At 63.2% G+C, this 21,089-nt stretch carries 21 protein-coding genes; 14 read left to right on the forward strand and 7 right to left on the reverse strand.

Going from position 1 to position 21,089, the window contains the following annotated elements; all coding sequences use genetic code 11:
* Positions 1–222: 222 nt before the first annotated feature.
* Positions 223–567, forward strand: coding sequence for a hypothetical protein (locus KF712_12580; GenBank protein ID MBX3741824.1), 345 nt, complete (start codon positions 223–225; stop codon positions 565–567).
* 192 nt (positions 568–759) lie between these two features.
* Here the strand turns inward: KF712_12580 and KF712_12585 are convergent, their stop codons facing one another.
* Together KF712_12585 and hemL are read right to left on the reverse strand one after the other, a co-directional pair.
* Positions 760–1,044, reverse strand: a complete 285-nt coding sequence (locus KF712_12585; GenBank protein MBX3741825.1) for a hypothetical protein — start codon at positions 1,042–1,044, stop codon at positions 760–762.
* Positions 1,045–1,053: 9 nt separating this feature from the next.
* The gene (gene hemL / locus KF712_12590; protein ID MBX3741826.1) at positions 1,054–2,340 is read right to left on the reverse strand and encodes a glutamate-1-semialdehyde 2,1-aminomutase; all 1,287 of its coding nucleotides are present in this window, start codon (positions 2,338–2,340) and stop codon (positions 1,054–1,056) included.
* A 369-nt stretch (positions 2,341–2,709) separates the two neighbouring features.
* Here hemL and KF712_12595 point away from each other — a divergent pair, with 369 nt between their 5' ends.
* Entirely contained in the window at positions 2,710–3,429 is a 720-nt protein-coding gene (locus KF712_12595) for a hypothetical protein (protein ID MBX3741827.1), read from the forward strand.
* Positions 3,430–3,520: 91 nt separating this feature from the next.
* On the opposite strand, the gene KF712_12600 is transcribed toward KF712_12595, so the two are convergent.
* Genes KF712_12600 through KF712_12610 form a run of 3 tightly spaced genes read right to left on the reverse strand, consistent with a single transcriptional unit; the run spans position 3,521 to position 5,965 of the window.
* Positions 3,521–4,936 carry a hypothetical protein gene (locus tag KF712_12600; GenBank protein ID MBX3741828.1) on the reverse strand — a complete coding sequence of 472 codons (1,416 nt, stop codon included), beginning with the start codon at positions 4,934–4,936 and terminating at the stop codon, positions 3,521–3,523.
* Complete coding sequence (locus tag KF712_12605) at positions 4,936–5,622, reverse strand: hypothetical protein (GenBank protein MBX3741829.1); 687 nt, start codon at positions 5,620–5,622, stop codon at positions 4,936–4,938. Before KF712_12605 ends, KF712_12600 begins: the two co-directional genes overlap by 1 nt.
* Before the next feature lie 46 nt (positions 5,623–5,668).
* Positions 5,669–5,965 carry a zinc ribbon domain-containing protein gene (locus KF712_12610; GenBank protein MBX3741830.1) on the reverse strand — a complete coding sequence of 99 codons (297 nt, stop codon included), beginning with the start codon at positions 5,963–5,965 and terminating at the stop codon, positions 5,669–5,671.
* Positions 5,966–6,091: 126 nt separating this feature from the next.
* On the opposite strand from KF712_12610, the gene KF712_12615 reads away from it, so the two are divergent.
* Genes KF712_12615 through KF712_12625 form a run of 3 tightly spaced genes read left to right on the forward strand, consistent with a single transcriptional unit; the run spans position 6,092 to position 8,708 of the window.
* Positions 6,092–6,709 carry a L,D-transpeptidase family protein gene (locus KF712_12615; protein MBX3741831.1) on the forward strand — a complete coding sequence of 206 codons (618 nt, stop codon included), beginning with the start codon at positions 6,092–6,094 and terminating at the stop codon, positions 6,707–6,709.
* Positions 6,710–6,720: 11 nt separating this feature from the next.
* Positions 6,721–7,071 (forward strand): hypothetical protein, encoded by a 351-nt coding sequence (locus KF712_12620; protein ID MBX3741832.1) that lies wholly within the window; start codon positions 6,721–6,723, stop codon positions 7,069–7,071.
* Between the two features lie 29 nt (positions 7,072–7,100).
* Positions 7,101–8,708 carry an FAD-dependent oxidoreductase gene (locus tag KF712_12625; protein ID MBX3741833.1) on the forward strand — a complete coding sequence of 536 codons (1,608 nt, stop codon included), beginning with the start codon at positions 7,101–7,103 and terminating at the stop codon, positions 8,706–8,708.
* 110 nt (positions 8,709–8,818) lie between these two features.
* On the opposite strand, the gene KF712_12630 is transcribed toward KF712_12625, so the two are convergent.
* A complete protein-coding gene (locus KF712_12630) occupies positions 8,819–9,136 on the reverse strand; it encodes a divalent-cation tolerance protein CutA (GenBank protein ID MBX3741834.1) in 318 nt (105 codons plus the stop codon).
* 35 nt (positions 9,137–9,171) lie between these two features.
* On the opposite strand from KF712_12630, the gene KF712_12635 reads away from it, so the two are divergent.
* The 5 genes from KF712_12635 to dxs are packed head-to-tail and all read left to right on the forward strand — an operon-like array spanning position 9,172 to position 15,740.
* Entirely contained in the window at positions 9,172–10,329 is a 1,158-nt protein-coding gene (locus KF712_12635; protein ID MBX3741835.1) for a PAS domain-containing protein, read from the forward strand.
* Between the two features lie 3 nt (positions 10,330–10,332).
* The gene (locus KF712_12640; protein ID MBX3741836.1) at positions 10,333–11,700 is read left to right on the forward strand and encodes a sigma-54-dependent Fis family transcriptional regulator; all 1,368 of its coding nucleotides are present in this window, start codon (positions 10,333–10,335) and stop codon (positions 11,698–11,700) included.
* A 24-nt stretch (positions 11,701–11,724) separates the two neighbouring features.
* Positions 11,725–13,527 carry a glycosyltransferase family 39 protein gene (locus KF712_12645; GenBank protein MBX3741837.1) on the forward strand — a complete coding sequence of 601 codons (1,803 nt, stop codon included), beginning with the start codon at positions 11,725–11,727 and terminating at the stop codon, positions 13,525–13,527.
* A 4-nt stretch (positions 13,528–13,531) separates the two neighbouring features.
* The gene (xseB, locus tag KF712_12650; protein MBX3741838.1) at positions 13,532–13,861 is read left to right on the forward strand and encodes an exodeoxyribonuclease VII small subunit; all 330 of its coding nucleotides are present in this window, start codon (positions 13,532–13,534) and stop codon (positions 13,859–13,861) included.
* On the forward strand, positions 13,839–15,740 hold the full coding sequence (gene dxs, locus KF712_12655) for a 1-deoxy-D-xylulose-5-phosphate synthase (GenBank protein MBX3741839.1): 1,902 nt from the start codon (positions 13,839–13,841) through the stop codon (positions 15,738–15,740). The genes xseB and dxs overlap by 23 nt, the downstream gene beginning before the upstream one ends.
* An 88-nt stretch (positions 15,741–15,828) precedes the next feature.
* On the opposite strand, the gene KF712_12660 is transcribed toward dxs, so the two are convergent.
* Positions 15,829–16,035, reverse strand: a complete 207-nt coding sequence (locus tag KF712_12660; protein MBX3741840.1) for an entericidin A/B family lipoprotein — start codon at positions 16,033–16,035, stop codon at positions 15,829–15,831.
* 312 nt (positions 16,036–16,347) lie between these two features.
* Between KF712_12660 and KF712_12665 the strand changes: the two genes are divergently transcribed.
* The 4 genes from KF712_12665 to KF712_12680 are packed head-to-tail and all read left to right on the forward strand — an operon-like array spanning position 16,348 to position 21,087.
* Positions 16,348–17,724 (forward strand): sigma-54-dependent Fis family transcriptional regulator, encoded by a 1,377-nt coding sequence (locus KF712_12665; protein ID MBX3741841.1) that lies wholly within the window; start codon positions 16,348–16,350, stop codon positions 17,722–17,724.
* 12 nt (positions 17,725–17,736) lie between these two features.
* Entirely contained in the window at positions 17,737–19,545 is a 1,809-nt protein-coding gene (locus KF712_12670) for a HAMP domain-containing protein (protein MBX3741842.1), read from the forward strand.
* On the forward strand, positions 19,529–20,158 hold the full coding sequence (locus KF712_12675; protein ID MBX3741843.1) for a response regulator: 630 nt from the start codon (positions 19,529–19,531) through the stop codon (positions 20,156–20,158). Before KF712_12670 ends, KF712_12675 begins: the two co-directional genes overlap by 17 nt.
* On the forward strand, positions 20,155–21,087 hold the full coding sequence (locus KF712_12680; GenBank protein MBX3741844.1) for a hypothetical protein: 933 nt from the start codon (positions 20,155–20,157) through the stop codon (positions 21,085–21,087). Before KF712_12675 ends, KF712_12680 begins: the two co-directional genes overlap by 4 nt.
* Positions 21,088–21,089 lie beyond the last annotated feature (2 nt).

A 21,089-nucleotide genomic window follows, 5' to 3' on the forward strand; every position in this document is an offset into this window, starting at 1 on the left:
TGTGGCTGGGGCATCTTGCCCCAGGCCGTTGCCGGGGCGTCCCGCCCCGGTCTTCCGTCAAGTTTCGCCCGACGCCTGGAGCAGACTTTTTGCGGAAATACCCACTGGCCATTTCGAACTACGAGGACCTCAGACACCAACGCCGCTACGGGCAATTCAATTGAAGAATCCACGGGATTCATGAAGATGGTATCCATGCATCTCGAGATTGGAAAATTTCTCATGGCCACGATCCCTCTCCTGACCTTGCAATGGATCGGAGTGATGGCCCTCCGGAAGACAGAGCGGACAGGCGCGTGGTGGTGCATGCTCGCTGGAACCGTGAGCTACACCCTCTCGATGGCCTTCCACCTCACCATCTATATCTGGCAGGGACTCTGGGGCCACGAAATGTTGATGATGGTATATCATACCACCAGCTACGTCAGGTCCGGCAGCGCCCTGCTTTTCATGATCGGGTTCGCCATCCATGCCGTCCGCCTCTCCCGGATGCGCGGACGCATCGAGGAACTGGAAATGATGAACCTCGCCCAGGCGACGGAACTGGAGCGGCTGCGGAACCGCTGAATCATGTGGCAGGAACCGCATTCCATGCGGTCCGGCGGGGAAGATTCCCCATCATCCCAAGATGCCATCCCTGCGAATGATTCACCCGTTTCCAGATGGATAATCGGTGGGATATTGGAAGCCGGAAGGTATCGGGGGCCGTCCCCTGCCGGACCGCATGGAATGCGGTCCCTGCCCCGGACAACCGCTGATTCAGGCGTCCGGAGCCTTCACGTGGAAGGTGCCACGCAGCCACTTGCAACGGAATGGCTCGCCCGCTTCCTCCGGCTTCCAGCCGTTGGCACGGCCGAAGTCGATGCCCAGCGTGACCATGTTGTGGCTGACCACCTTCGGCAGTTGCGCGATGAAGAGCTGCCCGTTCACACCGGCCACCAATTCGATCACCAGCTCATTGGTTCCCGTCTGATTGCGCATGATCCAGCGATACATGGTATCGCGGTGGTTGATGTTCTTGAAGACTTTCTGTGGAGGCGGCACGCCCCGTTCCTAGATGTTGGAGAGCACCTTGGCAAACACCGATAGGGTGTCATCCAGATCCGCCTCGGTGTGGGCCAGCGAAAGGAAGCCGGTCTCATAGGGCGATGGGGCGATGTAGATGCCCTCCTCCAGGCAGCCCCAGAAGAACTTCCGGAACAGCTCGAGGTCCTGCTTCATCACGTCGTTCACATTGACGATCTCCCGGTCGGTGAAGAACAGGCAGAACATGGAACCGACGCGGTTCAGGCGGTAGGGGATGCCTTTTTCCTCCATCACGCCGCGCAGGCCTTGCTCGAAGTGGGCGCCGAGCTGGTCGAGCCGGGCGAAGCCGGAGGGCTTGGCAAGTTCCTTCAACTGGGCGAGACCGGCGGCCATCGCCAGCGGGTTTCCGGAAAGCGTGCCCGCCTGGTAAACCGGGCCGATCGGGGCGAGCATGTCCATCACATCCGCCCGGCCGCCGAACGCGCCGACGGGAAGACCACCGCCAATGACCTTGCCGAAGCAACTCAGGTCCGGCGTGAGGTTCTCCAGCCCCTGCACCCCCGCCCTGCCGAGGCGGAAGCCGGTCATGACTTCGTCGAAGATGAGCAGCGCGCCGTACTTTTTCGTGATGGAGGAAAGCAGGTCGAGGTAACCGGGTTTCGGGAAAACCAAGCCGGCGTTCGCGGGATACGACTCCACGATGATGGCGGCGATGAGTTCCCCCTGCGCGGCGAAGAGATTCTCCAGCGCCTCCACATCATTGTAGGGCAGGACGATGGTTTTTTCCGCGAAGGCGGCGGGCACACCGGCGGAGTCAGGCTCCCCGTGGGTGAGCGCGCCGGAACCGGCGGCGACCAGCAGCGAGTCGCTGTGGCCGTGGTAGCAGCCGTCGAACTTCACGATGTAGTCGCGTTTCGTGTAGCCGCGCGCGAGGCGGATGGCGGACATGGTGGCCTCCGTGCCGGAGCTGCACATACGGACCTTTTCCACGGATGGCACCCACTCGACGATGGTGCGGGCCATCTCCACCTCGTAGGGATTCGGGATGCCGAAAGAGACACCGTCCTTCGCCACCTCATGGATGGTGTTGGTGATGACGGTGGGCGCGTGGCCGAGGATGTTCGGCCCCCAGGAGCCGATGTAGTCGATGTAGGTTTTCCCATCCACATCCTCGATGCGGCTGCCCTTCGCCCGGCGGACGAAGAACGGCTCCCCGCCCACATTCCGGAATGCCCGGACGGGTGAGTTCACCCCTCCCGGGATCAGGGTTTTGGCGGTGGCGAAGAGTTTGGAGGAGATCGACGAGGAGGACATGGTTGCGCGGGGATGTTCTCCCGGAAATCCCGGGGCCGCAATCCGTGAAATTTGCAGGATGGAGCGCGGGCTTCAGTCCAATGCCGTTAAGGATTGGAGGGGATGGCAGGGACCGCATTCCATGCGGTCAGGCTGGGGACGGCAGAAAAAATCCCGTGATGCCGGATGTGTTGCGGCATGCCCCGCAGGATGGGATCACGCTGTGTCGACAAGGGCGGGATCGTGGGATCGCGGCAGCTTTCCCCATCCGGACCGCATGGAATGCGGTCCCTGCCTCCCGGCGTCATTTTCCTTTGAATGAATCCGGTGTACCGGACGTCACAGGAGAAACAGGCTTCCGTTTTCCGCGGATGCCGGTAGATTGATCCAATGAACCGGTGGCTCATCGCGCTCGTCTCCGTCTGTCTCGCGGTTTCCGCGGGGGCCCAGATCAAACGTGCTGACCGCACCTCGCTCCTCAACTCCGATCCGGATGTGGTCTATCTGGAGGAAACGCTGAAGGACCCCATCGAGCTGGAGGTCATCAAGGAAGCGCCGGTCTTTTCCGACAAGACGGGAAGCCACCGGCTTGGCTACCTGCGGGCGAACCAACGGGTGAAGCTGGAGGCCATCACGGACAAGGTGTACCGCGTGCGGGGCCAGGGCCGCAGCGGCGGCATCTCCGGCTGGGTCGGGCCGTGGGCGTTCGCGTCGAAGGACCCCGCGTTCGTGGAGAATCTGAAGAAACTCTACGTCCGCCAGATCGAGGTGCAGAACCTCATCGCCGCGAAGGCGGTGGCGGTGGGCATGACCATCGACGAAGTCGCCCTCTCTCTGGGCAAGCCGACGAAAACCTCCATGCGCCGGACCAGCACCGGCGAGGCGGGGTCATGGGAATTCATCGACTATGAGGAGGTGAAACACTACGTGACCCGCATTGATCCGGTGACCGGCGGGGTTTTCCGCCAGCTTTCCCACGTCACGCAGGAGGAAAAGAGCAAGACCGCCGTCGAGTTCGAAAACGGCCTCGTCACCGCGGTGACGGAGAGCGAGAACCGGCAGGGAGGGAATGTGCGGATCATCGTTCCACCGCTCATCTTCAGGTGGTGACGACCTCAGGGACCAGGCGGCTCGCGGGTGCTGGGAGCGCTGGTCTTCAGACCGGCGTCTTCACGTAGTAAAGGGTCCCGGCCCCACGCTTTCACTCCGGCAGCATCAACGGTGCCTGCGCATCGCGCGCCGGCAACTGCGGCTTTGCATCCTGTCCGTGGTCGAACAGCTCGTCCATGCGGTCGAGATACTTCGACATGGGATCCGTCCGGACGTGCTTCCGCTCCTGCAGGCGCTCCTTCAACCGCAGGTAGTCGTCGAACACGCCGCTGGGATTGCGCGCGCGCGTGATCTCGAACCAGTCGAGGAAATCCACCGCCCGCTCTCCTTTTGCACGCATCAGCTCCCGGGACTGCTCCAGGGACGCCAGACGCTCCGGCACCTTCGCCGTCTCCCCCCGTTCCAGGGAGGTGAGCACCGCCTGATACTCCACCAGCAACGGCCGATAGGAGGGAAAGCTGCGGTAGCTGAGACGCCAGATGGCATCCTGGGCGGGTTTGACCGCATCGATCCTTTCCTGCGGTTTCAGGTCGGACAGTTCCTGCCATGAGGACAGGGGCTTCTCCGCCACGGTTCCTCCCTCCCCGCGGAAGTGGAAGCGCAGCGCCTCATCCAGACCGGTCTCCGTCTCGGCGATGGAAAGGCTGTCGGACAGCGGGGCGGCACCCTTGTTCGCCATCTGGAGCGCCCACCACTTCTCGAGGCTGTTTTCGGAAAGATTCAGTTCCGGGAAATGCTTCCTGAGCAGGACCGGCATCTCCCCCTGGTAGCCCGCCACCTCAGAGAGGAAGGCGCGGAAGCCCTCCTTGCCCATCGGCTGCTCCAGCAGCGCCATCACCAGCGCGCCGGAGGAAACACGGAACGCCAGCTTCATCGCGGTGTCCATCTCCTCCTTGGCAGGCCCGGTGACGGAGAACAACTGGTCCATCTGGTAGATCCCCCCCTGCCGGAACAGCGCCTCATAGTGGCGGCGGTCCGCCTCCTTCAGCCTCCATGCGGTGGCCTCCCGCAGGCCCTCCACCAACCATGGCGGCACGTTGAACTCCTTCTCGGACTCGTCCGGCTTCCGGCTGCGCAGCGTGCGCTCGTAGATCAGGGCGGATGTCAGCACGGAAGCGAACCGCTCCCGCTCGACGCCGCGCCCCATGTGCGCCCGCACCCGCAGGTCGAACGCCTGGTCGTTGAAAAACAACTCCATCATCACCGGCCGCGACGGCGCTGGCTCCCCCGGGGTCCCTGACAGCAGGATGCGGATGGGCATCACCACCTGTTCCTCCCCCTTCTCCTCGGTCAGCGCACGGAGTTCCTCACGCGTCTGGTCCGCCAGCAAGGCCATGGTCCCGCGCGTGCCACCGTCGCCACCGGTCACCCGGAAGAGACCGGAACGGCTGACCGCCTCACCGGGCGCGGCCCCGTTGTCCTCCACCACCAGCGTCGCGCGCGGTGCCTCCTGTGCCATGGCAAGTGGCAGCAGGACGAGGGAGACGATGAGTGGCGGAAACTTCATCAGAATGGATTGATCGTTTCGGGGGAGGGGCTTCCACGTGGATCCAGAACGAGATTCCCTTCCTCGATCCTCACCCGTGCCATCTTCTCCAGTCCATTGGAGATCTCATCCTTGAACTGGTCCTTCAACTCGGAAAACGACGGCATCACCAGCAGCAGCAGTCCCTGGGGCACCACCAGCTTTCCGAAGCGCCCGCCTTTCTTCAGGTTCGGAAAACTGTCCATATACGCACCACCATCGCGGTGGAGGGCGGTCGAAACGCCATCGGAAGATTCCGTCTGCTCGATCCTCAGGAACATGGAGACGGTGAACGGCCGGCCGAACGCGGAGCGCACCATCACCACCTCAGCGACATCCTGCTCCAGGCGGATGGCCACCCCTTCCAGCTTCACGCTGGCTCCCAGCACGCCGCCTTGTTTCATGGCCAGCGTGCCCGCCAGCCAGCGGTTCATATCCTCCTCGGAAAGACGGAGGTCATAGCCTCTCTCCACCGCATTGTGGAGCGCCTGGCCGAGATCCCGCGGAGGGGTGCCGGAGATCCCACCATAGCCCTTCACATCCGACAGGTCCTGCGGTTGCGTCGCAAAATACAAAGCCACCGCCAGCCCTATGGCGATCAGGAACAGGAAAGATGAGAAGAGACGCGAGAAGCAGCCGCGGGACTTGGTATTCGATTCTTCGGCCATGGGTTGGGGTTTTTCTGGAAAAGGCAGGAAAAGGAAAGCCGGAGACTCACTCGCCGGATTTGGGAGCGGCGGGCGCCGGAGCAGGAGCGGACTCGGATTTCGCGGCAGGCGCCGGGGATGAGCCGCTGTCCGCTTTCGCGCCGGCTTGGTAGGAAGCGGAACGGTAGTCCGTCTGGTAGAAGCCGCCGCCTTTGAAAATCAGACCAGCACCGGTGCCGAGGAGGCGCTTCACCTTTCCGTCACACCCCTCCTGCGGGCAATCCTCCAGCTTGGCGTCCTTCATGCTTTGAAACACTTCGAAGGTGTGTCCGCATTTCCCGCATTGGTAATCGTAATTCGGCATAAATTGGAATAAGATCCTTACCATTTCCCTCCCATGGCGCAACCCCGGCCTGAGCGGGCCGGGATGACTGTTCACTTGACCTAGCACCCCGTCCGGACCAAGGTCCGCGCGGAAAACCGATCCGCCATGAAGTTTCTCTCCTTGCTTTCCATTTCCTGTCTCGCCGCACTCGCCTTCACCTCCTGTGGTGGTGGTGCGCCTCCCGGTTCGGACTATATGGCCGGCATCGGCGGCTCCATCCACCGGCAGACTTCCGGCGGTCCCCACCACAAGCCGCCGGCCATCCCGGACGACATTTCCTACTGGGACGGTGACGGAGTCGTCGGCTCCCCGCTGGTCAAAATCAACCGCGCGCAGCAGAAGGCATTCTTCTACAAAGGCGGCCAGTTGGTCGGCGTTTCCAAGATTTCCAGTGGTGACGAGGACCACGGCACCCCTCCCGGCACCTACAAGATCACCGAAAAAAGCAAGGACCACCGCTCCTCCCTCTATGGCGTGTTCAAGGACGCCGCGGGCAACACCATCGATGACGATGTGGACATCCGCCTGAAGAAGATCCCCGCCGGAGCGACCTTCGTCCGTGCGCCGATGCCGAATTTCATGCGCTTCAACGGCGGTGTCGGCATGCACACCGGCTACCTCCCCGGCTACGCGGCCTCCCACGGCTGCGTGCGGATGCCCCACCACATGTCCACCAAGTTCTTCGAGAACGTCCAGATGGGCACGCCGGTGATCGTGGAGTGAGCTCCGGAACCATGCTTCCCGATCCCGCAGCCACCGCCGAAGTTTCCCCGGAGTCCGTCGCCGCCTGGATCGATCTGCCGGAAAACGAACGGCCGCGCCTGATCGACTGCCGTGAGGCGGAGGAACTGGCCATCTGCCGGATCCCCGGCAACGAGTGGGTGCCGCTCGGTGAATTTCCCGAGCGGGCCGGTGCACTGACGGACGATCCCGCACGGGGTGTGGTGGTCTATTGCCACCACGGCATGAGGTCCATGCGTGCCGCGCTTTTCCTCCGCTCCCGCGGCTTCACGAACGCGTTCTCCATGCACGGCGGCATCGAGCTGTGGAGCCTGACGGTGGATCCGGAAGTTCCCCGCTATTGAGGAAACGCGATTCCCTGTTAGGCTGCGGGATGCCTGACCCTGTGGAAGCCAGCCAGCCGCTCCGTTATAAAGTCCTGGTTCTCGGCGGCGGGTTCGCCGGAGCGTATTGCGCGAAGGCTCTCGGGAAAATCCTCGGCCCGGAGGCGGTCGATGAAGTGGCGCTGGTCGCGGAACGGAACGCGATGGTGTTCCACCCCATGCTGGCGGAAGTCGCCGGTTCCGCGCTGGCCCCGCAGGATGTGGTCCACCCGCTCCGGCAGTTCTGCCGCAACGTCGATGTCCTCCAGGCGAAGGTGCAGCACATCGACTGGCAGGGGAAAAAAGTCATCGTCGATGGCGGGCGCTTCACCCGCAACCAGACCATCCATTTCGAACATCTGGTCGTCACTCTGGGCAGCATCACCGACCTGAGCCGGGTGCCGGGCATGACCGAACACGGGATGCCGATGAAGTCCGTGACCGACGCCCTCCGCATCCGTTCCGCCATCATCAACCGGCTGGAGGAGGCCAACCTGGCCAGTGATGAAGACGTGCGCAAACGCCTGCTCACGTTCACCATCGTCGGTGGCGGCTACACGGGGGTGGAGACCGCCGGACAAATCCTCGACCTGGTGAAAGGCGCGAAGGAATTCTACGCCAACCTGAATGACACACCCGCCCGGGTGATCCTCATCCACAGCCGCGCGCATCTGTTGGAGGAGATCGGCCCGGAACTCGGGGACCATGCCCAGCGGGTGCTCGAAAAGCGGGGCATGGAGATCATCCTCAACTCCCGCGTCAGCGAGGCGACCGCAGGCAGGATCACCTACAACCAGACGAGCTTCATCGGCACGCACACGATCATTTCCAGCATCGGCAACGCCCCGAACCCGGCCGTCATGGACCTGTGCAGGCAGCTCGGCATCGAGCCGGAAAAAGGCCGCATCCCCACCCTGCCCACCATGCAGGTCGCCGGGCATCCCACCCTGTGGGCGGCGGGCGACTGCGCCGCCGTCCCATGGGACGATGAAGGGGAGATGAAGACCTCCCCGCCCACCGCCCAGTTCGCTTCGCGCCAAGGCAAACGGATCGGCCGCAACATCGCCGCGGTCCTGAAGGGTGAAAAGCCCGCGCCTTTCACCTACCGCTACATGGGGCAGCTCGCCACCGTCGGCTCACGGGAAGCGGTCGCGGAGGTGATGGGCTACCGCTTCAGCGGCTTCATCGCCTGGTGGATGTGGCGCACCATCTACCTGGCCAAACTACCCGGCACCGCGCGGAAGCTCCGCGTGATCTTCGACTGGACCTTCGAGCTGCTCTTTCCCCGCGACCTCGCCCTGCCCGTCGCCGCAACCCCGGACCCCATGCCCTCCGTCCACTTCGAAGCGGGCGAAACCTTCATCGAAAAAGGCGACGTCTGCCGTGCCTACCTCATGGTCCGGTCAGGCCTCATCGCCGCCACCGCCACCGGGGAGGAAGACCGCCACTACGGCCCCGGCAGCATCATCGACCAGACGGAAACCGAAAACGGCCTCTGGAAACGCAACCTCACCGCCGTGGAAAGCACCGATGCCATCGTCTTCCGCGGCCGCATGCTGGAACTCCTGAAAGGAGGCGTGCGGCTGGTGGGGGCCACGCCACTGGAAGCGGGTGGCTGAGGAGGAAGGAACGCGCCGACCTCCGGAGGCTGGGAGCGCTGGTCTTCAGACCGGCATCTTCGCTTCATATCGCCGGTCTGAAGACCGGCGCTCCCAGCGGCCAGCCAGCTTCAGCCTCTCACCTCCGCCATGATCCAGCGGCCATAGGCTTCCGAGACATCCTCGATGCGGAGGGCCACAACCTCCGGCACATCATAAGGGTGGAGGGAAAGCAGCTCATCCCGCAGCGCGGGGAAGCCCGCCGCGGTGGTTTTGAAAATGGCCATCACTTCGCCCTCCGTTTCGACCTTTCCCTGCCAGCGGTAGATGGAGGTGACGCCGGGCAGAAGATTCACGCACGCAGCCAGTTGCTTTTCCACCAGCAGCGTGCCAATCTGTCGCGCCTTTTCCTCATCAGGAAACGTCGAGATGACCAGCAAGAGATCCATTCCCCTGCTTAACCGATAACCGAACGTCCAAAAAGGTGAAACCCGGCTTCCTCGACAAACTCGTTTCCCGGCTGGACAGCGTGGATCCGGGGGAGGTGCACCAACTGGTGACCCGCCTGATCCGGGAGAAGGGGACGCTGACAAAAGTGTTTGAGGCGCTGCGGGAAGGGGTGATCATCCTGGATCCGGAAAGCCGGGTGGACTTCATGAACACGGCGGCGTGCCAGTTCTTCGGGCTGGACCCGAAGCGGGCGACCGGCGAGCTGATCGCCAGCCAGATCCGCGGGCTGGACTGGGACAGCCTCGCCCGGCCCGGGCATGCGGTCTCCCGGGATCTGGAGGTGTTTTATCCGGACCACCGCTACCTGAATTTCTATCTGGCGCCCATCGAGGACTCCGGAGCGCCGCTGGGACACGTGATGCTGGTGCGCGACCTGACCAGCACACGGGCGGAGGCGGAGGAAACGCTGGAGACGGAGCGGCTCAACGCGCTGACCCTGCTGGCCGCGGGGGTGGCCCATGAGATCGGGAATCCACTCAACTCGCTGGACATCCACCTCCAGTTGATGGGGCGGAAGCTGCGGAAGCTGGCACCGGGTGACCGCGGCCCGCTGGAGGACAACCTGAAGACCGCCCGCGAGGAGATCCAGCGGCTGGACACCATCCTGAAGCAGTTCCTCCACGCCGTGCGGCCGACGAAGCCGACCCGCGAGCGGTGCGACCTGCATTTCCTGCTGAAGGAAACCCTGAAGCTGCTGGAGCCGGAACTGGCGTCCCGCAACATCGCCGTGGAGCTGGACCTGGCGGAGTTCCTGCCCCCCGCCAATGTCGATGGCGGCCAGTTCCAGCAGGTCTTCTACAACCTGATCCGGAACGCCTACCAGGCGCTGCCCGGGCAGAACGGCCGCATCAGTATCCGCACGCGGTTCACCGAATACGAGTTCGTCATCACCATCGAGGACAACGGCACCGGCATTTCCCCGGAGCACATGGGGGCCTTGTTCGAGCCTTACCGCACGACGAAATCCTCCGGCTCCGGCCTGGGGCTGCTCATCGTGCGCCGGATCATCCGGGAGCATGGCGGGGAGATCGAGATCGACAGCAAGGAGAACTCCGGCACCCGCATCCACATCCACCTGCCGCGCGGCGACCGCAGCCCGCGGTTGCTCGCCTCACCCACCATCGACCTCTGACCCATGCTCCCCACCCTTCTCATCGTCGATGACGAACGCGCCACCCGCGAAGGCCTCCGCAGCGCGCTGGAGGAGGAGTTCGATGTCTATACCGCCGCCGGGGTGGAGGAAGCCCTGACCATCCTGAAATCCGAGCCGATCCAGCTCCTGCTGACCGACCTGCGGCTGGGCGGGGACTCCGGGATGGACCTGCTGGAGATGGCGCAGAAGCTCCCGGAGCCGCCCGTTTCCCTCATCATGACCGCCTATGGCTCCGTGGACACCGCGGTGGAGGCCATGCGGCGCGGGGCCTGGCACTTCGTCACCAAGCCGCTCAACCTGGACGAGGTGGAGATGCTGCTGAAGCGCGCGCTGCGCGGACGGACGCTGGAGACGGAGAACCGTCAGCTCGTCACCCAGGTCAAGCAGGCCCACAAGATCGACAAATTGATCGGAAAATCCCCGGCGATGAACCGGGTGTTCGACCTGATCCGGCAGGTGGCCCCCACCCGCGCCACCATTCTCATCGAAGGCGAATCCGGCACCGGCAAGGAGGTGGTGGCGAACACCCTCCACCACCTGTCCGGCCGGCCTTCCGGGAAAATGGTCACCGTGAACTGCGCGGCCCTTTCCCCGCAACTGCTGGAGAGCGAACTTTTCGGCCATGAAAAGGGCGCGTTCACCGGCGCGGCGCAGAAACGCATCGGCAGGTTCGAGCAGGCGGACGGCGGCACCCTCTTTCTCGATGAAATCGGGGAAATCGACGCCCCCACCCAGGTGAAGCTGCTGCGGATGCTGTCCGAGCGGACGATCGAGCGGGTCGGCTCCAACACGCCGATCAAGGTGGATGTGCGGGTCATCACCGCGACGAACAAGAACCTCCGGGACCTGGTGGAGCAGGGGGATTTCCGCGAGGATCTCTATTTCCGCCTGAATGTGGTGAAACTGGAGATGCCGCCGCTGAGAACCCGGCGCGAAGACATCGTCCTGCTGGCGAACAGCTTCCTGGGCGAGTTCGCCAAGGAGAACGACCGCCCGAAAAAGCCGCTGACGGACGCGGCGCTGCAGTTGCTGCTGTCCTACCCATGGCCGGGCAACGTCCGGGAGCTGCGCACGGCCATCGAACACGGGGTGGTGATGAGCAACGATCCCGTCATCGACGTCCGCCATCTGCCCCAATTCCTTCATTCCGCGCCGATTCCGAAAGCGGACGCGCCGCTGCTGCTCAAAAACCCGCTTGTCGCGCCTGCCGATTTCAACTTGCATGCGCTCGAAAGCAACGCGATCCGCGGTGCCCTCGCCGCGGCGGGTGACAACCGGACCCGCGCCGCCGAACTGCTGGGAATCAGCCGCCGCACACTCCAACGCAAATTGAAGGAATTCAATTTCTGACGACCCCCAATTCCATCTCCACCTATGAGCCAACGCCCTGTCCTGGAAAAAGGCATCCTGATCCGCCGCACGCTTTTCATCCTGGTGCTGATCATCCTCACCTTCGCCAACCTTTTCGCGTTGTTCAAGGGGCTGAACGCCCCGAAGGGCATGGAGCAGGCGCAGATCGCCCGTGAAATCGCGCGGGGCAACGGGTTCTCCACCAAGATGGTCAGCCCCGCCGCCTATGACATGGCGTCAAAAGGGTTCTCCGAGACCGTCGCGCTGAAAGACTTCAAGGACACCTACCACGCCCCCCTCAATCCGCTGGTCAACTCCGTGGTTCTGAGGCTGATCGGCGCGAACGATCCCAACGCCTGGCCGATGAAGGAAAAGGAGATGGTATTCCCGCTGGACCGGGTCATCGCCGCCATCTCCACGCTGTTTTTCCTGATGTCGATGGCGGTCACCTACCTGTTGGTGACGAGGATTTTCGACCCGAAGATCGCCGCGGTCTCGGCCATCCTCATGCTTTTCTGCCAGACCTTCTGGGACTTCTCGCTCAGCGGGTTGCCGCAGATGCTGATGCTGCTGCTCTTCACCTCCGCCCTCTACTTCGCCTACCGGGCGGTGGAAGCCCAGGCGGAGGGACGGCTCCCCTTCGTCCCGGCCCTCATCGCCGGGGTGTTCTTCACCCTGCTGGCGCTCACCCACTGGATGACGGTGTGGATCGCCCTGGGCTATGTCATCTACGCGGCGCTCGCGTTCCGCCCGCGCGGCGTCATCGGCGCGGCGGTCATCGTGCTGATCATCCTCGCCGCGGTCGGGCCGATGCTGCGCGCCTACCGGATCACGGAGTCCCCGTTCGGCGCGGCCTTCCTCACCCTTTACAATGGCGTGGGCATGGGCACCGAGGAAGCGGTGATGCGCGGCCATGACCTGACCGAAGCGGCGGCCGTGACGGATGGTCTGGTGATGAAGATCGTCCGCACCACGCTGCTGCAGACCATGGACATCATCCCGCTGCTGGCCGGCATCGTGGTGGCGCCGTTGTTCTTCCTTTCCCTGCTCCACCCCTTCAAACGCGCACCGATCGCGAATTTCCGCTGGGTGATCCTGCTGATGTGGGTGACCACCGCCATCGGGCTGTCGTTCTACGGAGTCTCCAGCGAGGGGCTGGACCCCAACCAGCTCCACCTCCTGTTCGCGCCCATCATGGCCGCCTACGGGATCGCCTTCGTGTCGATCCTGTGGTCCCGCCTGCCCGTGGTGAACACCACGCCGTTCATGAGGAACATACACCTCTACGTGATCGTCCTCGTTTGCGCGATGCCCATGATGATCATCCTGCCGCGCCAGGTCATCAACGGCATGAACATGCGGGACAGCGGGGGACTCCCCCACTGGCCGCCGTACTACGCGCCCGCGCTCAACATCGGCCTCAAGAAGGTGGTGAAGGAAAACGAGATCGTCGTGGCGGACCAACCGTGGGCCGTGGCCTGGTATGCGGACCGGGTGAGCCTCTGGCTGCCCACCACGCGGAGGGGTTTCGAGAAATTCGAGACCATCGCCGCGGATTCCCAGACTCCGCTCACCGGCATCCTGATCTCCCCCGTCTCCAACCAGCACGGCTCCATCGCGGAGATCTACCAACAGTACCAGGACTTCACCTCGCTGGTCATCGACGGACGGACCTACGCCTCCACCTCCGGCCTGCGGACCTTTGACAAGGACCCGAAGCTGGAAGGCATCGCCAAGCGCTACCCCTATCCCCTGCCCCTGTTCGGTGTGGACATGATCTTCTACAGCGACCGCGCGATCCGCTCCACCTCCGAACCCGGCCGCTGAACCGATGGCAAAGCAGAATCCAGCATCACCGCCGCAGACCGGCCCCAGCTTCGAGGAAGCCATCAGCGACCTGGAGGCCATCGTGGAAGCGATGGAGCACGACCAGCTCCCGCTGGGCGAGCTGGTGGAGCACTATGAGAAGGGTACAACCCTGCTCAACACATGCGAATCCCTGCTCAAGGAGGCGAAATCCCGGATCGAGCTGATCACCCTCCGAAATCAGGCGGAAATCGGACTGGAAACCGACAACGATCCCGCGCACATTCCCGGGCCCGCCAGTGCCGCCCGCTCCGCGGCCGATCCCGACGACGATGACGACATCCGCCTCTTCTAAGCCCGACGTGCCACCGGCACTCGGACCGTTGCTTTCCTCGATTCGCACCCCGGATGATGTCAAGCACCTGGCCGACGACGAACTGACCGCCTTGGCGGAGGAGATCCGGCACTCGCTCATCACCTCGCTTTCCCGGACCGGCGGCCACCTGGGTCCCAACCTTGGAGTGGTGGAGCTGTCCATCGCCCTGCACCGGGTGTTTTCCACCCCTGAGGACAAGTTCGTCTTCGATGTGGCCCACCAGGGCTACGTCCACAAAATGCTGACCGGACGGGCGGAGCAGATCCACACCATCCGCACCTACAAGGGCCTCAACGGCTTCCTGCTGCGGTCGGAGTCCGAGCATGATGCCTACGGAGCCGGACATGCCGGCACCGCCCTCTCCGCCGCGCTGGGGATGGCCGCCGCGAGGGATCTGACCGGGGGCGGCAACCATGTCGTCGCCGTGGCCGGAGATGCCGCATTCACCTGCGGCCCGACCCTCGAGGCGCTCAACAACATCGCGGAGACCACGCGGAAGTTCATCGTCGTCCTCAACGACAACGAATGGTCGATCGACAAGAATGTCGGAGCCATCGCCCGCTATTTCAATGCGCTCCAGACTCATCCCACCTATTCCGCGGTCCGCGGAAAGGCGGCGGACTTCGTGGAGAAAGTCGCCGGCCGGGCCATCCGGTCGCTCGCCCACAAGGTCGAGGAAGGCGCGAAAAACCTGCTGTTCCCGAACGTGCTGTTCGAAAAATTCGGCCTGCGTTACTTCGGACCGATCGATGGTCATGACCTGCCGCTGCTGGTCAAAACCTTCGAGCACCTGAAGACGCTGCAGGAACCGGTGGTGCTGCACATCATCACGGAGAAGGGCCGTGGCTACCAGCCGGCCCTCGACAACCCCGGGAAATTCCACGGCCTGGGCGCCTACAAGATCGAGGACGGATCCACGGATGTCACCACCTCCCCCACCTGCTCGGAGATCTTCGGGCGGACGGTGACGGACCTTGCGAAGAAGGACCCGAAGGTGGTCGCCATCACCGCGGCGATGCCGGGCGGGACCAAGCTGGACATCTTCAAAAACGAGCTGCCGGAGCGCTATTTCGACGTGGGCATCGCGGAGGAACACGCCGCGCTGTTCGCCTGCGGGATGGCGACGGAGGGTCTCCGCCCGTTCCTGGCCATTTATTCCACCTTCATGCAGCGGGCGTATGACATGATCATCCATGACATGGCGCTGCAGGGACTGCCGGTCCGCCTCTGCATGGACCGCGGCGGGCTTTCCGGAGACGACGGACCCACGCACCACGGGCTTTTCGACATCGGCTACCTGCGCCACATCCCCGGCCTCATCCACATGCAGCCGAAGGATGAGAATGAACTCGTCAACATGCTCCACACGATGGCCGCCTACGATGACGGTCCATCCGCCATCCGCTACCCGCGGGGCGTGATCAAGGGCACACCCATCGCCGCGACACCGGAGATCCTGCCGATAGGCAAAGCGGAGGTCGTGGCGGAGGGCACGGATGTGGCCCTCATCGGCCTGGGGACGATGTTCGAGATGGCGGAGCGCACCAAACTGGAGCTTGAGGCGAAAGGCCTTTCCGTCGCACTCATCAATCCCCGCTTCATCAAGCCGCTGGACACCGCGGTGCTGGAAGCCTTCGCCTCGCGCTGCAAGGTAGTCTGCACTTTCGAGGACCATGTCCTGTTCAACGGATTCGGCGCGTCCGTCATCGAGCATCTGCACGGTGCCGGGATCCACACCCCGGTGGAACGGATCGGCTGGCCGGACGAGTTTGTCGAACATGGCAAGCCGGAGACCCTCCGGGCACTCCATGGCCTGACCGCCGAAGCTGCGGTCGAAAAAATTTCCCGCCACTTCTGAGTGGCGGGAAAGGGTAAGGCGCGCGGACGTTTCCGTCCCTAGCCTTACGTCAGCGAACATGGACGGGAGCGTCCATGTTTGCTGAGGATCAGTTGGCTCCGCCGGTGCGGTCGGCCGCGTTTTCGATCTTGTTACCCACTTTCTTCACATCCCGTCCGAAGCCCTTCGACGTTGCGCAGGAGGTGGTGGACAGCGCGAAGGCTGCCGTCACCATGAGCGCAAAGCCGCAAAGGAGGGTGCGGTTGAAGTTGGAAAGCTGGTTTGCCGCGGTTTTGGAGATGACTACAGGATTCATAGTGAAATCCCTTCTCGCATTGATCAGGCCAAACTCTCCCACAATGCCCAAACCATTGATTTTCAATATTAATATTGAAAATCATCTATCCAATGGGCAGGGCTTATAATTGCAATTTGCAGCAAGTTGGTGAGATTACGCAGTCCATTGCATTATGCCGGGGACCTCGGATTTAGTTGCAATATGCAACAGAATCTTTCATAAACGAAGCCTGCTACAAATGATATTCCATTCATTACCTGTCGGTTGCATCGAATTCCATCAACGGCATGGAAACTGGTAGAGACCACCAACAGCAGAAGCCCTCCTTGCATGGATATCCTGATCGTCGATGACCAAAAATCAATCCGCCTGACCACTTCCTTGGCTCTTGAAGCCGAGGGCCACTATGTCGAAACCGCCGAAGACGGCGATTCGTGCCTGCGGCGTGTCAAAGAAGAAAACTTTGACCTGGTCTTCCTCGACCTCCGCCTTGGCGACGAGGACGGCCTGGAGATCCTCCAGAAAATACTGGGGATGAAGCCGCGGCAGTTGGTGACCATCTTCACCGCCCACGCATCGGTCGCCACGGCGGTGAAGGCCACCCAGTTGGGGGCGTTCGACTATCTGGAGAAGCCATTCACTCCGGACCAACTGCGGGCCATCCTGATCAAGGCGAAGAAAGCGCTCCAGACCCAGGGCGAGGTGGTGCGTCTCCAGGAAACCGTGCAGGAACTGAAGTCGGAAGCGAAGCAATCCTCGCCTCCCCTGCGTTTCACCTCCGAAGACAAGAGGACCCATGAGGAGTTCGACATCCTTTTCCGTGCGGCGGCCACCAATGCCTCCGTCCTGATCCTCGGCGAGAGCGGCACCGGCAAGAGCGTCATCGCCCGGGAGGTCCATGACCGCAGCCACCTGCGGGACAAGCCCTTCGTCACAGTGAGCTGCCCCAGCCTTTCGAAGGAGCTTCTCGAAAGCGTCCTCTTCGGCCACATGAAGGGATCGTTCACCGGCGCAGTGAAAGACACCTGGGGCAAGGTCCACGCCGCGGAAGGCGGCACGCTGTTTCTCGATGAGATCGGCGAGCTTCCCATGGAGATCCAGCCGAAGCTGCTGCGTCTCCTCCAGGAGCGTGAGTACGAACGCCTCGGGGAAAACAAGGTCCGACCGTCCAACGTGCGGGTCATCGCCGCCACCAACCGGGATCTGCCCGCGCAGATCGCGGCAGGCCATTTCCGCGAGGATCTCTACTACCGCCTCAACGTCATCAGCATCACGGTGCCCTCGCTGCGTGACCGCCCCATCGACCTCTATCGTTTCGCCTGCGACTACCTTTCGTTCTTCACGGGGCAGATGGGGCGCAAGGTGGAGGGGTTCAGCGAGAACGGCCGCTCATCACTGATGAGACACGGCTGGCCGGGCAACCTGCGGGAACTCCGCAACGCCATCGAAAGGGCCGCCATCCTGGCCCGCGGCAACAAGATCGAAGCGGAGGATCTTCCCCGCCCCACTCCGGTCTCCGCGAACACCGCGAGCCGCGACCCCGCCTCCGGCCTCTGCATCGGCGGCGAACACACCATCGATGAGATCGAGCAGGCCCACCTGCTGCGTGTCCTGGAATGGGCTCCGTCCCTGCAGGATGCCGCGTCGATCCTTGGCATCGACAAGGCCACGCTCTACCGGAAACGGAAGCGTTACGGGATCGAATGACATCTCACGGCAATGTTAAGATTCCGTCTGTTCTTCGGCCTGCTGACGCTCATCATCCTCCTCTGGGGGGTCGGAGCCGCAGCACTGTTGCTGATGCGTGATTCCAACAAGCGCTTCGACAAGCGTCTTGCTTCCGACTACATGATCGTCAGCACGGCGAACGGGTTCAGGACCATCACCTCCACACTGAACTCCACCTACATCCCCCTGTTCACGGGTCCCGTGCAGGCTGCGCCGGATCTCCCCGACCGCACGGTCTATGACACCTACTCCGCGGAACTGTCAGCGCGCCTCCAGATCCTCCACGAGTCGGAGATGAAGGAGGAGGCTCTTTCGAGGGCGGTGGCGGCCTATAAGGAAACCTACGAACGTATCCTGACCAACCCGCCGCGGGATCATGAAGGAAAGGACCGCATCCTGTTCTCCATCAGCAACCAGACCCAGAGGATCACCGACCTGGCCGACAGCATCGCCAAGATGGCGGAAACGAAACTCCTCTCCACCGGGCGGGAAGCGAAGGAAACCGCGACGCAGAACTACCTCTTCGTCTCCACCCTGGTGCTGCTGGGCACCGCCATCGCCTTCATCATCTACTTCCAGCTCATGCGCCACCTGGTGGACCCCGTCAGCCGGCTCCAGCTTTCGATCGATGAAATCCGGAAAGGAAACTTCGAGCTGAACCTGCCCGAACCCGGCCAGGGCAGCGAATTCCGGTCCGTGGTGACGGCCTTCAACGACATGGCGGCGGAGCTGAAGCAGCGGCGGTCCGTGATGGATGACCACCTGATGCGGACGAACCTGGTGAACCGCGCGATCCTGGAGGCCATCCCTTCGCCCGTCTTCGTGCTGGGGGATGACACGAACATCGTGCAGATCAACCCTGCGGCCGAGGAGCTGACCGAGGATCTGGGGGTCTCCGGAAGGTTGCCGCTGAAGATCCAGCGCATCCTCGATGAATGCCGGAAGACAGGCACCCACCTGCTGCCGGAAGACCCGCGGGAGGCCCTTCTCTTCCGGATCCATGAAGAGGAGTTCTACTACCTCCCCCGTATTTTCCGTTTCGTTTCCGAGGATGACGACAAGGGAGGCTGCGGCTGGGCGGTGCTCCTGCACAACGTGAGTCGCATCCGCTGGCTGGACGACATGAAGACCAACCTGCTCTCCACGGTCAGCCATGAGATCAAGACCCCCCTCACCGGGATCCGCATGGTGCTCCACCTCCTGCTGGAGGAGAGCGGAAAGTCGCTCAACGCGATGCAGCACAAGATGGTGGAGTCCGCCAACGAGGACTGCGAAAGACTCCTCGTCACCCTCAACACGCTGCTTGACCTTTCCCGCGCGGAAGGCGGCACCACCCAGCTCTCGCGCGTCCCGGTGCCGATGCGGGAAACCATGGAACGCTCCGTCCGCCTCTACCACGGCGCCGCCTCCGCGAAAGGCTGCCTCATCGAGGTGGAACCCCCGGAGAGCACCCTGCCGGACGCACTGGCGGACCCGATCCGCCTGGACGAAGTGATGAACAATCTGGTGTCCAACGCCATCAAGCACAGCCCGCCCGGCGGGACCATCACGCTCCGCTGTGCGAAGCAGGGGGCGGAGTTTCTGAGGGTGTCCGTGATCGATCGGGGTCCGGGCGTGCCCGAGGCAAGCCAGGGCAGGATCTTCGAACGGTTCTTCCGCGCACCCGGCCAGCCGCATGAGGGCGTCGGACTGGGGCTTTTCATTTCACGGGAAATCATGCGCGCCCATGAAGGCCGGATCGGTCTGATGGAGCGTGCCGGCAACCAAACGGAATTTTACCTGGATGTCCCCATCGCCTGATCAGGAAAACGCCGCCGGTCCGCCACAGCGGCGTTTGCTCGTTGTGGATGACGAGCCCACGCTGCGGCTGGGTTTTTCCTATGCGCTGGCAAGCCGTGCGACTCAGGTGGACACCGCCGCCACGGGCAGGCAGGCACTCGACAGGCTGAAGAACGCCTCCTACGACCTGCTCATCCTGGACCTGCGCATGCCGGACATCGACGGGCTGGGTGTGATCGAAGCCCTGCGCGAGGCGGGCAACACGGTTCCCATCGTGTTGTGCAGTGCGGCCCTCACCCCGCTGGCGGTGATCCGCGCGATCCAGCACCGGGTGCCGGACTTCCTGCTCAAGCCCGTCCGTCCGGTGGATCTGCGGGAGGTGGTCGATTACGTGCTGGCCCCACCGGATACGCCGACCTCCCGCACGGTGGGGGCCATCCGCAGGGGCGACGTCCCGCTGGCTCTGGAGCACGCGCGCTCCGACTCCCCCCACCACCATGGCACGACCGTCTGGATCAAGGTCCTGGAATCCATCCTCAATCCTCCGGACGATGAATCACCGGGCGCCGGGGAGAGCCTCATACGCTCCTCTCTGGCCGCGCTCGCCTTCCGCTCCAGCACCTCCCCGACATGATGAAATGCGTGCTCCTCCTCAACCGCGCCGCAGGTGGCAACGAACGAGGCCTGCTCGCATCGGATGTCTGCCAGACGGTGCAGGAAATTTTCCGCGGGCAAGGGCATCAGCTCCTCGCCCACGTGATCGACCCTGAACGGGTGGAGGATGAGATCAAAAAGGCCGTGGCGGACAGGCCGGACGCGATCATCGTGGGTGGCGGGGATGGCACGGTTTCCACCGCCGCCGGGCTGCTGGGTGGCACCGGCATCGCGCTGGGCATCCTGCCCATGGGGACATTCAACCTCGCCGCACGCGACCTGGGGGTACCACTGGACATCAGGGAGGCGGCGGAGTTCCTCGCCGGGGCGCAGGCCATCCCCATCGACGTGCTGATGGTGTCGGGCCGTGCCTGCCTCTGCACCACCATCCTCGGCTTCTACCCGGAGTTCTCCAGTTTCTTCGAGAAACGGGACCACGGCGGCCGGTGGTGGAGGAAGACTCTCAAACTGATCACCGGGGTGCCGAAGATCTTCGCCCGTGCCCGCCCGCTCTCCCTGGAGTGGTCGGGGGAGGATGCCTCCGGGCGGGCGCGCACGAAGTTCTCCGCCTTTGTTCCCGGGAAATACCGCTCCACCACGGGCATCGTCCCGGCACGCACGGACTTCCGTTCCGGCACGCTGACCGGCTATATCGGCACGCACCGGAAGGCCTCCTCCGCCGTGAGGGCGATGCTCGACTATCTGTTGGGAAGACATGAGGAGAACGCGGAGCTGAAGATCATCAAGGCGCGCTCGCTGGAACTGCATGCCCGCGGCAGGAAGCACTGCACCGTCATGCTGGACGGGGAAATCATCCGCCTTTCCCTGCCCATCCGGCTGGACATCCTGCCTGAACGGCTGGTGGTCCTCACGACCGCGGAACATCTCGCTGACTCCGGAGATACCTGACG

The sequence above is a fragment of the Akkermansiaceae bacterium genome (assembly GCA_019634595.1).
GTDB lineage: Bacteria > Verrucomicrobiota > Verrucomicrobiia > Verrucomicrobiales > Akkermansiaceae > Luteolibacter.